9 protein-coding genes and 1 pseudogene are annotated in these 13,935 nt (G+C 72.7%); 2 read left to right on the top strand and 8 right to left on the bottom strand.

Annotated features, from left to right (window positions below; genetic code table 11):
• The first annotated feature begins 578 nt into the window (after positions 1 to 578).
• Positions 579 to 1,697, top strand: coding sequence for an o-succinylbenzoate synthase (gene menC, locus AB3K78_RS11665; protein WP_416443417.1), 1,119 nt, complete (start codon positions 579 to 581; stop codon positions 1,695 to 1,697).
• Positions 1,698 to 1,756: 59 nt separating this feature from the next.
• A complete protein-coding gene (locus AB3K78_RS11670; RefSeq protein WP_416443419.1) occupies positions 1,757 to 3,394 on the top strand; it encodes a PucR family transcriptional regulator in 1,638 nt (545 codons plus the stop codon).
• Between the two features lie 18 nt (positions 3,395 to 3,412).
• Here AB3K78_RS11670 and AB3K78_RS11675 read toward each other — a convergent pair whose 3' ends face one another.
• From AB3K78_RS11675 to AB3K78_RS11710, 8 genes and pseudogenes are all read right to left on the bottom strand, one after another.
• Positions 3,413 to 5,500, bottom strand: a complete 2,088-nt coding sequence (locus AB3K78_RS11675) for a prolyl oligopeptidase family serine peptidase (RefSeq protein ID WP_416443421.1) — start codon at positions 5,498 to 5,500, stop codon at positions 3,413 to 3,415.
• Positions 5,497 to 6,807, bottom strand: a complete 1,311-nt coding sequence (locus AB3K78_RS11680; RefSeq protein ID WP_416443423.1) for an erythromycin esterase family protein — start codon at positions 6,805 to 6,807, stop codon at positions 5,497 to 5,499. The genes AB3K78_RS11675 and AB3K78_RS11680 overlap by 4 nt, the downstream gene beginning before the upstream one ends.
• Before the next feature lie 5 nt (positions 6,808 to 6,812).
• On the bottom strand, positions 6,813 to 7,379 hold the full coding sequence (locus AB3K78_RS11685) for a hypothetical protein (protein WP_416443426.1): 567 nt from the start codon (positions 7,377 to 7,379) through the stop codon (positions 6,813 to 6,815).
• 35 nt (positions 7,380 to 7,414) lie between these two features.
• Positions 7,415 to 8,665, bottom strand: coding sequence for an ABC transporter substrate-binding protein (locus AB3K78_RS11690; protein ID WP_416443428.1), 1,251 nt, complete (start codon positions 8,663 to 8,665; stop codon positions 7,415 to 7,417).
• A 42-nt stretch (positions 8,666 to 8,707) separates the two neighbouring features.
• Positions 8,708 to 9,661: an ABC transporter permease gene (locus AB3K78_RS11695; protein WP_416447348.1), complete on the bottom strand. Its 954-nt coding sequence runs from the start codon at positions 9,659 to 9,661 to the stop codon at positions 8,708 to 8,710.
• Entirely contained in the window at positions 9,658 to 10,608 is a 951-nt protein-coding gene (locus tag AB3K78_RS11700; RefSeq protein WP_416447349.1) for an ABC transporter permease, read from the bottom strand. The genes AB3K78_RS11695 and AB3K78_RS11700 overlap by 4 nt, the downstream gene beginning before the upstream one ends.
• A 142-nt stretch (positions 10,609 to 10,750) precedes the next feature.
• Positions 10,751 to 12,712, bottom strand: a pseudogene (locus tag AB3K78_RS11705) (dipeptide ABC transporter ATP-binding protein); the annotation flags it as partial.
• A gap of 128 nt (positions 12,713 to 12,840) precedes the next feature.
• Positions 12,841 to 13,920 (bottom strand): dipeptidase, encoded by a 1,080-nt coding sequence (locus tag AB3K78_RS11710; RefSeq protein ID WP_416447350.1) that lies wholly within the window; start codon positions 13,918 to 13,920, stop codon positions 12,841 to 12,843.
• Positions 13,921 to 13,935: the final 15 nt, after the last annotated feature.

Here is a 13,935-nt window from a genome sequence, read left to right on the forward strand (position 1 = left end):
CGGGTTCTGCTCGCCGCCCGGCGCCGCCAACTTCCACAGCCATATCGCCGGTGTCGCCGCGAGCGCGCAGGGGCGCAGCATCGGGCTCGCGCTCAAGCTGCGGCAGCGCGCGTGGGCGCTCGGGCACGGCATGCGCAGCATGACGTGGACCTTCGACCCACTGATCCGCCGCAACGCGGTGTTCAACCTGGCGAAGCTCGGCGCAGCGCCGGTCGAGTACCTCACCGACTTCTACGGCCAGATGGACGACGACGTGAACCGCGGCGACGCGAGCGACCGGCTGCTCGTCCGCTGGCACCTCGACCGCCCGCTGCCCGAACCGCAGGCGCCGGCCGTCGCGTCCCCGCCCGGCACGATCCGGATCCCGGTCCCCGCAGACATCGAGGCGCTCCGCATCGACGATCCGCTGCGTGCCGCGGAGTGGCGGCTCGACCTGCGCCGCGAGCTCGGCGCGCGCATGGCCGCCGGTGCGGCCGTGATCGGGTTCGACCGCGACGGCCACTACCTGGTCGTGCCGGCGACCCCGCCGGCCCCGCAGCAGCGCCCGCTCCGACCCCCGCAGAGAAGCAGGAGACCCCATGAAGCTCGCAGCGATCGAGACCCGCGTCGTCGAGATGCCGCTCGTGACCCCGTTCCGCACCTCCTTCGGCACCGAGACGGTGCGCCAGGTGCTCGTGGTGCGCGCCGAGACCGACGAGGCCGAGGGCTGGGGCGAGTGCGGGGCCAGCGAGGCTCCCCTCTACTCGTCCGAGTACACGGCCGGAGCCGCCGCGGTGATCCGCGACTTCTTCGTCCCGGCGCTGCGCGAGGCGCAGCGCCGCCTCGGCGACGCGTTCGACGCGCACCGGGTCGCGCCCGCGCTCGCCGCGTTCAAGGAGCACCGGCTCGCGAAATCGGCGCTCGGGACGGCGATCCTCGATGCGCAGCTGCGCGCCCGGGGCGTCTCGTTCGCCTCGGCGCTCGGCGCGGTGCGGGAATCGGTGCCGTGCGGCGTCTCGCTCGGCATCACCGACACGATCGATCAGCTGCTCGACACGGTCGCGGCGTCGCTCGACGCGGGCTACCTCCGCATCAAGCTCAAGATCGAGCCGGGCTGGGACCTGGATCCCGTGCGCGCCGTGCGCGAGCGCTTCGGCGACATCGACCTGCAGGTCGACGCGAACGCCGCCTACCGCCGCAGCGACGCGCGCCTGCTCGCGAAGCTCGACGCGTTCGATCTCACGCTGCTCGAGCAGCCGCTCCCCGCCGACGACCTGCTCGGCCACGCGGCGCTCGCCCGCGAGATCACGACCCCCGTCTGCCTCGACGAATCGATCACCTCCGCCCGGGCGGCGGCCACCGCGATCGAGCTCGGAGCCGTCCGCATCGTCAACATCAAGCCCGGCCGCGTCGGCGGCTACCTCGAGGCGCGCCGGATCCACGACCTGTGCGCGGCGCACGACGTGCCCGTCTGGTGCGGCGGCATGCTCGAGACGGGTATCGGCCGGGCCGCGAACGTGGCCCTCGCCGCACTCCCCGGCTTCCTGCTGCCGGGCGACACCTCCGCCTCGGAGCGCTACTTCGCGACCGACCTCACCGAGCCGTTCCGGCTCGAGGAGGAGCGCATCGCCGTGCCGACCGGGCCCGGCCTCGGCGTCGCCCCGATCCCCGAGGTGCTCGACCGGTTCACCGTGCGACGGGATCGCCTGCCCTGCTAGCCTCTGGCTGCTGAGCACGCGACGAGCCGCACCCACGAAGCGCTGATCTGGAGGGCGACATGACCGGACGACCGGCGACCCATCGGCCGCAGACGAGCCTGACGCGGGTGCTCGAAGAGTTCGGCACGACGCTGCTCGACGTCGTCGCGGGCGAGATCACGGAGCGCACCGTCGAGGCGATCGTGATCCACGACCCGCTCGACGAGCCCGAGTCGCCGCGCGGTGCGCTCGTGCTCGGCGTCGGGGTGCGCGACGCGAGCGACGCGGTGCGGATGCTGCCCCGGCTGGGCCTGAGCGGAGCGGTCGCGCTCGTGGTCCGCGCGCCCTTCGCCGCGTCGCCCGAGGTGTCCGCGGCCGCCGCCGAATCGGGAGTCGCCGTGCTGTCGCTCACCCGCGGCACCGCGTGGGCGCACCTCGCCGGCCTCCTGCGCGCGCTCATGACCCCCGGCGACCCCGACGACGCCCGGCCCGTCACCTTCGGCGGGATCCTCGCCGGCGATCTGTTCGCGGTCGCGAATGCGATCGCGGCGCTGCTCGGGTTCCCCGTCACCATCGAGGATCGCAACTCGCGGCTCGTGGCATACTCCGCCCGCCAGGACGGGCCCGACGGCCGCGGCCCCGTGCAGGCGGTCCCGCCGCAGTACACCCGGATCCTCGAGGAGCGCGGTCTGTTCCAGGAGGTCTCGCGCAGCGAGCATCCGGTGCTCGTCTCGGAGCTCGTCGCCGAGATCGACGCGCGCACCGTGCTCGCGGTCCGCGCGGGCGAGGAGGTGCTCGGCACGATCTGGGTGAGCACCGCCGAACCGCTCAGCGAAGAGCATCTGCAGGCCCTGCACGATGCCGCGAAGCTCGTGGCCATGCACATGGTGTGGCAGCGCACCGACGCGGATGCCGAGCGCCGGCGCCGCGCGGGCCTGCTCCGCACCGCGCTGGACGGCGGCACCGACGCGCCGGAGACCCTGCACCGGCTCGGCCTGCGCGACGAGGCGATGGTCGTGATGGCCCTCACCCTCGTCGACGCGGCTCCCTCCGCGCCCGATCGGATCTCGGCCGACCGCGTCTCCCCCGCGCTGCTCGCAGCCGAGCGCAAACGGGTCGCCGACGCCTTCGCGGTGCACCTGGCGTTCGCGCACCCCCGGGCCGTGACCGGGCTGATCGGCGACGTCGCCTACGGCGTGCTCCCGAGCGGCGACGACGAGGCGGCGATGCGCCTCGCGACCGAGTTCCTCACCCGGGTGCGCTCGGCCCAGCAGCCCGTCGTCGGGATCGGTCGCGTCGCCCGCGACGGAGCGGGGCTCGCCCGCTCCCGCTCGGGCGCGGACCGCGCACTGCGCGTGCTGCGGGCCGCTTCCGGCTCCCACCGCGCCGGCCCCGTCGTGCGCTTCGACGACGTGCACGCCGAGGCGCTGCTGCTGGAGCTCCCCGTGCCCGCGCAGGATCTCCCGTCGGGCGCCATCGCCCGGCTCGCCGCCTACGACGAAGAGCACCAGAGCGCGCTCGTGGACACGCTCCGCGCCTGGCTCGACGCATTCGGAGATGTCGCCGCGGCGTCGGCCGCGATGTACGTGCACACCAACACGTTCCGGTACCGGCTGCGTCGCGTCGCCGAGGTGGGACTCATCGACCTCGACGACCCCGACGAGCGCTTTGCCGCGATGCTGCAGCTGCGCCTGCTCGCCCTCGCCGCCGACCGCTGACCGGTCGCCGCTCCCCGCTCAGGCCCCGAGCTCGCCGAGGAGCACCGCCAGCCACTCGGCATCCTGCTGGGCGAGCACCTCGGGGCTCGTCGCGGCGCCGTGCCCGGCGTTCTCGAACACGTGCAGGAGGATCGGCGCCTCCCCGCGCTGCGCCGCCTGCAGCCGCGCGACGAACTTGCGCGCCTGCCAGGGCGGGCAGCGGGGATCGGTGGCCCCGGCCTGCACGTACACCGCGGGGAATCGCGCGGGCTCGACGAGCTCGTAGGGCGAGTTGCCCGCGAGGCGCCGCACGTCCGCCGCGACGTCGGGATCGCCCCACGCCTTGCGGATCACGAACTCGAGGTACGGATCGCGGATCCCGCCGATGAGGTCGAGCAGGGGCGCACGGGGCAGCACCGCGCACCAGAGGTCCGGCCGGGTCGTCACGGCGACGCCGCACATGAGCCCGCCGTCGGACCCTCCGGTGAGCGCGAGCCTGCCCCGCGCCGCGATCCCGCTCGCGAGCAGGTGCTCGGCGACCGCGATGAGGTCGCCGTCGCGCACGTGCCGACGCTCGCGGTGCGCGCCGCGGAACCAGTCGCTGCCCAGCTCTCCGCCGCCCCGCAGATAGGCCTGCACGAGCGTGCCGCCCGCCGCGACGAACGCCGCGAGATCGCCCTGGTACTGCGGGAGCAGCGGCACGTTGGCCGCGCCGTAGGCGGAGATGAGCACGGGAGCGGGGACCGCCGGGTCGGAGCCCGCCGGACGCACCACGTGGAAGGGCACCGCGGTGCCGTCCGGCGCGTTGGCATGGGCGAACTCGACCGTCGCATCGAGCTCGATCTCGGGCGCTCGGAGCGTCTCGAGCGCGCCGAGCGCCGGCAGGTATCGGTACACGCCCCACGAGGTGGTGAGCGTGGAGAACGCGAAGACGTAGCCGTCCCGATCGCGGGCCGGCGGGTTCGCGGCGAGCGCGGTGAGGGCGAAGAACGGGGCGCCGATCGCGCCTTCGCCGGGCAGCGGCACCCGGTTCGGCTCGCCGGGCAGCTCGCGGCCGTCGAGCCCGAGGATCCGCAGAAATGCGACCGTGCGGTCGAAGCCGTGGAGCAGGAGGCGGTCGCCGACCGGGGTGATCGCGCGCAGCACGGTGTCGCCCTGCGGCACGAGCTCGATCCAGGTGCTCGGGTCCTCGGGGCGCTCGGCGTCGAGCGGGATCGCGACGACGCGTCCCCGAGGGGCGTCGACGTCGGTGACCGCGATGTAGGCGTCGCCGACGATGTGCCCGGCGACCGTGCCCCCAGGGCCGAGCGGCAGACCGGTGACGAACGGCCGCCAGGGCTCCCCCGGGGTGTCGAGCGCGCGCACGGCGACCGGTGCGGGGCTGCCGAGCCGGTGGCTCGCGACGACTCGCCGCCCGTCGGCCGAGTACTGCAGCCGGGTGTACTCTCGCGACCCCTCGGGGATCGGCACGGCCTCGATCCGCGTGCCGCCGCCGATGCGGTGCTCGAACACGGCCTGCGCGAAGTCCTCGGGGCGGCCGGTGAGCGCGAAGAAGGAGAATCCGCGGCTGTCGGGCCACCAGCTCACGCCCCCGGCCCAGCCGCTGTGCAGGGTCTGCGGCGGGGCGTCGGCGCGCACCGCGCCGGTCGCGACGTCGACGATGCGGATCCGGTGGTGCTCGCTGCCGTCGGTGCAGACACCGAGCGCGAGCAGCCGGCCGTCGGGCGAGGGCGCGAGCCAGGACAGCGTGGGGGCGGGCGCGTCGGCACCGAGTGCGGGTTCGCGGAAGTCGGCGAGCCGCGCGAGCACCCGGCCGGGTCCGTAGGGTTCGTCGGCGACGAGCACCGCCGGGCCGTTCGGGCCGGCCTCTGTGCGGAACCAGCGTCCGGCTGCGGGGACGGGCAGCTCGGGGCGCGCGCCGTCGTCGAAGGCCTCGACGAGTGCTCGGGCCCGCTCCAGGTGTCCGCCCGCGGCGATGGTGGAGACGGCGAGCGCGGCCTGCTCCCGCTGCCAATCGCGTACCTCGGCGGTGTCGGCTTCGAGCCAGCGGTAGGGGTCGGGAATCCTGACTCCCGCGGGCTCCGAGAACTCGGTTCCCGTGCGGGTTCGCGGGTAGACGATACTCACGACTGCTCCTCCGGGTCGGGGACGCCGAGGCCGAACTCGGCGCGGAGGCGCTCGAAGGCTCCGGGCACGCGGTTGGCCTCGCGCAGGTGCACCACGGCGTCGAAGGCCGCGGGGAAGTCGTCGACGGGGTCGAGCTCGCCGCCGGCGAGGATCCCGCTCGCCCCGGCCAGCAACCCGGCGAGCTCCGGATCGCCATCGGCACCGGCATCGAGGCGCAGGAGCACCGCGACGGACTCCGCGCTCGCGGTCCCGGGCGCGGGCAGGATCCGCTCCAGCTCCCATTCGAGGCTGCCCGCGACGGGCTCCCGGTGGTCGAGCAGCACGTCGCAGTCGAAGGGGCGGGGCGATCGCTCTTCGAACCGCACGAGCGGCCCGTAGGCGTAGGAGGTGGCGATCGCGCGATAGGCGTCGCCCAGCTCGGCGGCGAGGAGGGACCCGAGCGTGGCCCGACCGTGGAGCGGGGTCCGACGCACGTGCGAGTTGTGCGCGAGCAGGATCGTGCGGCCGTACCGCTCGGCGATCCAGCGCACGGTGTCGGCCATGAACCGCTCGCGCGGGTACGTGCGCGGTGCGCCGTCGGAGTCCGGCCCGTCGACGAAGTCGAGCTCGGCGAGGAACGCGTCGAGCGAGGCCGCGCTGCGCCGCGCGATCCCGTCGCCCTGCGCGTGCGCGCGCTCGACGAGGTCGCGGATCCCGGCGATCAGCTCCGCGCGCTGCTCGGCAGCCATCCGGTCGAGCGCGATGGCGGCCTCGGTGCGCCCGCCGAGCTCCGCCCGCCGGAGCAGTTCGGCGTCGCCGGGCCGCCCGGGGATCCGGGCGAGGCAGGCTCGCACGGCGGTTCCGGGCGAGGTCGAGGAGCCGGGGAGGTCGGTGCCGATCACCCGGACGCGGCGGTCCGGGTGAGCGAGATTCCAGTCGCGGAGCCCGGCGAGCATGCGCTGCACCTGCGGCGAGGCGCCGAAGCCGTAGGTCATGCCGTCGCGGGCGACCGAGGCGAGGTCGGCGTCGCTGCCGGTGCCGCCGACCCACGCGTCGAGCGCGAGGGACTCGGCGAAGCCGGACTCGATCGCGACGGCGGCGATCGGCTCGGTACCGCGGCCGGCGTCGGGGTCCTGCACGAGGGCGCGCACGATCAGGTCCTGCACGGTCTGCACGTCTGCGACGCTGTGCGCGGCCTCCCCGATCGCGAGGACGCGGGAGCCGTGCGCGATCGCGCGCACCGCAGCGGCGTCCTCCGCGGCGACCGATCCGGGATCGATCGCCGCGGAATCGACCGCTGCGGCGGCGAAGCTGCGGAGTGCGCGCACGGAGGCTACTTCTTCCCCTCGGTGAAGTACCACTGCTCGGGCGAGTAGATGAAGCTGAGCAGCGCGTTGAAGGTCTCGGGCGGGCCGCTCAGGGTGTCCTTCCACACGACGAGGGTATCCGGGGTCGGCAACCACAGCGCCGGCAGTTCCTCGCCGATCAGCGTGCCCTCGGCGCCGAGCGCCTGCTCGTCGAGGCCGTAGGTGGAGGCCGAGATGGCTTGGTCGACCTCGGGATTCGAGTAGCTGCCGAGGTTGAAGCTGCCGTCGGTGTTGAACACGGTGTTGCTCGTCGGATATCCGGCGGCCTGGTAGAGCGGACCGAAGTCCTGCATCGCCCACTCGTTGGTCTTGGCCGGGGCGAAGCTGTTGCCGTAGTTCTCGTACATGTAGTTCAGCGACTTCGTGACGACCGTGATGTCGATGCCCATCTTCTTCGCCTCCGAGACGAAGGCGAGGTCGCGGGCGCCCACGTAGGCCGGGGTGTTGGCCGAGGCGATCGTGAAGCGGATCTTCTGCCCCTGGGCGATCCCCTCACCGCACTGGCCCGCCCCCGTTCCGGGGTTCGTGCACACGGTGCCCTTGGGGTCGACGGTCCAGCCGTTGTCGGTCAGGAGCTGCTTCGCGGCCTTCGGATCGAAGGGGTAGGGCGGTTTGTCGCCGAACTTCGGGGGAAGGGCGACTCCGCGCCGAGCGGACTGTAGTTCACCTCGCCCGCACCGTTGTAGACGCCGCGGCTCTTGACGTAACCGGGCTGGTCGATGAGCTGCTGCAGGGCCTGGCGCACGTACTTCTGCGCGATGACCTTGTCGAAGCCGTCGACCGTGTTCTTGAAGTTGATGATGAGCGAGTCGAAGCGGGCCGGGGCCGGGGCGCCGTAGACGTGGTAGCCCTTCTGCTGCAGCGCGGGGATCTGCGAGGCGAAGCTCGAGTCGAGCGTGCCGACGGTGAGCTTGCCCGCCTTGTACTGGTTCAGCACGGCCGAGGCCGAGGTGAACGCTTTGAAGTCGACCTGGGCGAGGCGGTGCTCGCCGGGGCCGCTGTACTTCGTGTTCGGCGTGAGCGAGTAGGACCCGGTCGTGGGCTCGAACGACTTCAGCTGGTACGGCCCGTTCACGATCTTCCACAGCGGGTTCGAGGCGAAGGTCGACTGGTCGGCGGACTGCGAGATGAGGTAGGCGTAGATCGCCTTCGCGTTCTCGGGCTTCGTGAAGTCGAGCACGGGTCCGCCGGTCTTCGCGATGCTCCAGTCGGCCGACGGCATCACGTAGATGAGTTCGAGCATCGACAGCAGGTAGGACGGGTTGTAGACCTTCTCGAGCCGGAGCACGAGCGTCTGGTCGTCGGGCGTGGTCGCGGTGACCCCGTCGGGGAACTGGCCAGGCGTGTAGAAGCTCCAGTTGGCGGGGCTCTCGGCGATCGCGGCCTTGAGCAGCGCGAGCGAGAAGGCCGCATCCTTCGAGGTGACCGGCTTGCCGTTCGACCACTGGGAGTCCTTCATCGTGATCGTCACGGTCTTGCCGTCGGCGCTCGTCTTCGGCAGCTCGGCGAGGCTCGATCCGGGATCCACGATCTCGCCGCCCGTGCCGCTCGGGCGGTAGAGCGCGCGCCAGAGCATGCCGCGGGCGATCACGGTGCCGCTGGCCTCGGCCGGCGGGTAGGGGTAGATGTAGTTCGGGCTGAGGCCGGGCGTCAGCGCGACGGTCGCGGTGCCGCCCGTCTGCGGCTTGCCCGATTCCTTGGGCAGGGTCGAGTAGTCGGACTTCGCGTCGGTGGTGCCGGCGCAACCGGAGAGCAGCAGTGCTCCCGCGGCCGCGACGGCGACCGCGATGCGGACGCCGCGGCGGGTGAGGATCGTCATGTGGGTTCTCCTGGTTCGGAAGGGGAGGGGTCGTTCGGGCGCCTACTCGCCGCGGCGGTCGAGCGCGTCGCGCAGGGCGTCGCCGAGCAGGTTGAGGGCGAGCACCGTGAGCACGATGCAGGCGCCGACGGGGTAGATGAGCCACCAGTAGTCGGAGGCGATGAAGGTGACGCCGGCGGAGAGCTGGCTGCCCCAGTCGGTCACCGGGTAGGTGAGACCGAAGCCGAGGAAGCCGAGCGCCGCGATCGTGAGGATCGCGTCGGCGACCTGGAAGGTGACGTTCACCACGATCACGCCGACGGTGTTCGGGATCAGGTGGGTGAAGATGAGGCGGCGGTTCTTCGCCCCCATGAGCCGGGCGGCGAGCACGAACTCGCGGACCCGGAGCGAGAGCACCTCGCTGCGGATGAGCCGGGCGATCACGAGCCACGAGAAGCCGCCGATCACGAGCGCGAGCGAGACGGGCGTGGCGGTGAACCGGGCGGACAGGATCAGCACGAAGAACATGAACGGGATCGCCAGCAGGGTGTCGACGACGCGCATCATGAACCCGTCGAGCACCCCGCCGACGAGGCCGGCGATCGCACCGTAGATGGTGCCGACGACGGTCGCGACGAGGGCGGCGAGCAGACCGATCTGCAGCGACACCTGCCCGCCGAGCATCATGCGGCCGAGCACGTCGAAGCCGTTGCTGTCGGTGCCGAGCGGGTACCCGTCGCCGGGCGGCAGCGCGGCGTTCAGCAGGTCGACGTCGGTCTGGTTGGTGCGGTAGACGAGCGGACCCACGAAGCAGAACAGCACCAGCGCGACGAGGATCGAGGCGCCCGTCACGCCGAGCTTGTTGCGCATGAGCGTGCGCAGCACGGCGCGGAAGGAGCGCGGCGGCCGGGTGACGGCGATGAGCGTCGTCGGGTCGGGCTCGGGCTTCGCCGTCGACGTCTGCACGACCGCCTCTGCGGCGACGGCTGCGGCTGGTTCGTGGTTCGATGCGGTCATTTCTTCAGCTCGATCCGTCGGTCGGCTCGCGCGACCATGAGGTCGGCGATGAAGTTGCCGGCGACCGCGAGGACGCCGCCGATGAGGGTGTATGCCAGCAGCACCGGATAGTCCTCGCGGTGCAGGCTGTTGAGGAAGAGGAGCCCGAGCCCCGGGTAGTTGAACACGGACTCGACGATCAGGTTGCCCGCCAGCAGGATCGGGATCTGGATGCCGACGAGGGTGATGAGCGGGATGCAGGCGTTGCGCAGCAGGTGCTTCGTGAGCACCATCCGCTCGGGCAGGCCCTTCGCGCGGGCCACCTTGATGTAGTCCTGCCCGAGCTGCTCGAGCGCCGAGGAGCGCTGGTACTGGGAGAACACGACCACGTTGGTCACGGTCAGGGTGATGAGCGGCAGCGCCATCGCCCTCGGGTCGGTGAAGATCACCCACGGCGACGACGACTGCGAGGCCTCCGCGGGGAAGATCGGGATCGCCTGGCTGAGGATCGCGATCAGCAGCAGCGCGATGAGGAACGAGGGCGTCGCGTAGAGCACGTAGGAGAACGCCGTCGCGGCCCGATCCATGAACGAGTTCTTGCGGACCGCCTGCGCGATGCCGAGCGGGATCGCGATGATGAGCGACAGGATGAGCCCGGCGAACGACAGCATCGCGCTGCGGCCGGCGTTCTGCCAGAGCAGCACCGAGACCTGCTCGTTGAGCTTGTAGGAGCGGCCGAGGTCGCCCTGCACGAGGTCGCCCAGGTAGCTGACGTACTGCACGAGCACCGGACGGTCGTAGCCGTGCTCCTGGTTGAACGCGGCCACCGCCTGCGGCGAGGCCTGCGGGCCGAGCACCGCGCGACCCGGGCTGTCCGAGATGAAGTGCAGCATGAGGAACACCACGAGCGAGAGCCCGAGGAGCACGAGCAGCGAGACGGCGATGCGCCGCAGGACGTACATGGTCATCGTGCGCCTCCCAGCGCCGGCTCGGACTGGGGCTCGGCCCCGGATCGCGGAGCCCCGCCGACGCGGCGAGCTCCTGCAGCGGGAAGTGGCAGGCGACGCGGTGCGTGGCGGTCACCGCGCGCAGCGCCGGCTCCTCCGTCGCGCACCGCTCGGTCGCGAGCGGGCAGCGGGTCCGGAACCGGCAGCCGCTCGGCGGGTCCAGCGGGCTCGGAAGCTCGCCCGTGATCCGCTCGCCGGCCGGCTGCGCCGCGGCCTCGGGGTCCGCCACCGGCACCGCCGCGAGCAGCCCGGCCGTGTACGGGTGCGCGGCCGAGCCGTACACCTCGTCGGTCGAGCCCACCTCGACCAGCTTGCCGAGGTACATCACGCCCACGCGGTCCGACAGATAGCGGACCACCGAGAGGTCGTGCGAGATGACGACGCTGGACAGCCCGCGCTCGATCTGCAGCCGGCGCATCAGGTTGAGCACCTGCGAGCGGATCGACACGTCGAGGGCGCTCACCGGCTCGTCCGCGACGAGTACGCGCGGATCGAGCGCGAGCGAGCGGGCCAGGCCGATGCGCTGGCGCTGCCCGCCCGACAGCTCGTAGGGGTACCGGTCGAGGATCCCGGCGCCGAGCCCCACGCTGTCGAGCAGTTCGCGCGCCGTCGCGGTGCGCTCCGCCTGCGTGCCGATCCCCTGGATCGCGAGCGGCTCGCGCAGGATCTGCCCGATCCGCATCTTCGGATCGAGCGCGGCGCTCGAGTCCTGGAACATCATCTGCAGCTGCGTGCGCCGCGGCCCGAGCTCGCGCGGTTTCAGCCCCGACACCCGCTCGCCGTCGAGGCGCACCTCGCCCGAGGTCGGCGCGTCGAGCGCCACGAGCATGCGGCCGAGCGACGACTTGCCGCAGCCGGACTCCCCGACCAGGCCGAAGGTCTCGCCCGCGCCCACCTCGAAGCTCACGCCGTCGACCGCCTTCACCGTGCGGCGCTTCCCGGTCAGTCGGTACCCGCCCACCGGGTGCTCGCGCCGGACGTCCACGACCCGGAGGCGCGGCGCGTCGGCGACGGCGCCGGATGCGGTCTCCGCGCCGGTCCCGATCCCGGTCCCGGCCTCCGCCGGTCGCGCGAACGCCCGCGGACGCACCTCGATCGTCCGCGCGACCACCGGATTCCAGCACGCGTACCCGTGCCCCTCCGCCGACGCCTCGAGGGTCGGCGGGTACTCCTCGCGGCAGCGTGCGCTCGCCGCGGCGCAGCGGGGCGCGAAGCGGCAGCCCGGCGGCTGCTCCGCGGGATCGGGCGGGGAGCCGGGGATGCTGAACAGTTCGACGTCGCGATCCTGCTCGAGCGAGGGGATCGACGACAGCAGCGCGTGCGTGTACTGGTGGCGGGTGTCGCCGAACAGCTGGCCGGTCGGGCCGGTCTCGACCAGGCGCCCGGCGTACATCACGCCGACGCGGTCGGCGTAGCGCGCGACCACGCCCATGTCGTGCGTCACGAGGATCATGGACATGCCGAGCTGCCGCTTCAGCCCGTCGAGCAGCTCGAGGATCTCGGCCTGGATCGTCACGTCGAGCGCGGTGGTGGGCTCGTCTGCGATCACGAGCTTCGGCTCGCACATGAGCGCCATCGCGATCATGACGCGCTGGCGCATCCCGCCGGACAGCTGGTGCGGGTAGTCGGAGAGGCGCTCGGACGGCCGCGGGATCCCCACGAGCGCGAGCATGTCCTCGGCGGCTCGCAGCGCCGCCGCGCGGCTGCCGCCCCGGTGCAGCCGGTACGGCTCGGCGACCTGCTCGCCGATGCGGCGCGTGGGGTTCAGCGAGGTCAGCGAGTCCTGGAACACCATCGCGATGTCGTTGCCGCGGATCCCCCGATACGTCTCCGGAGCCAGCCCGACGAGCTCGCGACCGTCGAACTCGATCGACCCGCCCGTCACCCGCCCGCCGGCGGGCAGCATGCCCATCACCGCGAGACCGGTCATCGACTTGCCCGAACCGGTCTCGCCGACGATGCCGAGGGTCTCGCCGCGCGCGACCGACAGGCTCACTCCGGTGACCGGCCGCACGAGGCGGTCGCCGCGGCGGATCTCGACCGTGAGATCTCTGATCGTCAGCATGCTGCGCTCCCTTGCGCGGTCTGGAACCGGGTCCCGGCTCGGAGTGGTGGATGGTTCAGTGGCTCATGTTCGATGGTGCGGGAGCCGATCCCGCGACGGTTCGTCGGCTCCTGCGAAGCCGCAGCGGATCATTCGTCGGGCGGGACGAACGTCCGGGGGCGGTGCCGCCCGGATTCCGCGGCCAGCTCCGCCCCCGGCACTCCGAGCTCGGCGCGGAAGAGGCGGCGCACGTTGCCGCCGAGTACCGCGAGAATATCGTCCTCCCGCCACCCGCGGCGCAGCAGCGCATCCGTGAGCAGCGGAAGCCCCGCGGGCCCCTCCAGGCCCGGCAGGTACTCGTCGGCGGCGACGCCCGCCACCTCGGTCGCCTCGCAGCAGGGCGGAGTCGTCTCGGCGAGCACCTCCTTGAGGAAGTCGGGGCCGATGCCGACGTGATCGATGCCCGCGACCGACGCGAGGTGCTCCAGATGGTCGACGAGCCGATTCACCGAGAAGTCGGACGCGTGCAGGAACGGCGCGTAAAAGTTCGCGCAGACCACGCCCCCGCCGGCGGCGATGCCGCGCAGCTGCTCGTCGCTCAGATTGCGGTGGTGGTCGAAGAGTGCCCGCGCCGAGGAATGGGTCGCGATCACGGGTCGGCTCGCGACTTCGAGCACGTGCCCGACGCCCGCGGCGCCGAGGTGGCTCACGTCGAACAGCATGCCGAGCCGCTCCATCTCGGCGACCGCGCGCACGCCGGCCAGCGTGAGCCGGCTACCCGCCGCGTCCTCCCCGCTCCCGTCGGCGAAGGCGCCCCGGCCGAAGTGGGCGAGCGACGCCACCCGCACCCCGAGGCGGTGCACGGTCTCGAGCAGTTCGACATCGTCGCCGATCCCGTGCGCGCCCTCCAGCGCGAGCACCAGCCCGATCCGGTCGGAGGCGGCGGCGGCATCGAGGTCGGCTCCGTCGAGGCAGAGCCGCACGGCGTCCGCGTTCTCCGCGGCGGCGCGGCGGCCGGCCTCGAGCATGCGGAGCGTGCGCCGCAGCGCCCCCTCCGGCCGGTAGGCGTCCTCGATGAAGACCGGCAGCACCTGCAGGTCGACGCCGCCCGCCCGCAGCTGCGGCACCCAGCGCTCGCCGAAGAAGCTTCCCCACCGGTCGACCGGTCGGGCCACGACCGCGCACAGCAGGTCGTTGTGGGTATCGGCGACGTAGGCTCGCGCGTGCAGTCGCGCCGCCTCGGG

This window comes from Leucobacter sp. HNU (assembly GCF_047946755.1).
GTDB lineage: Bacteria > Actinomycetota > Actinomycetes > Actinomycetales > Microbacteriaceae > Leucobacter.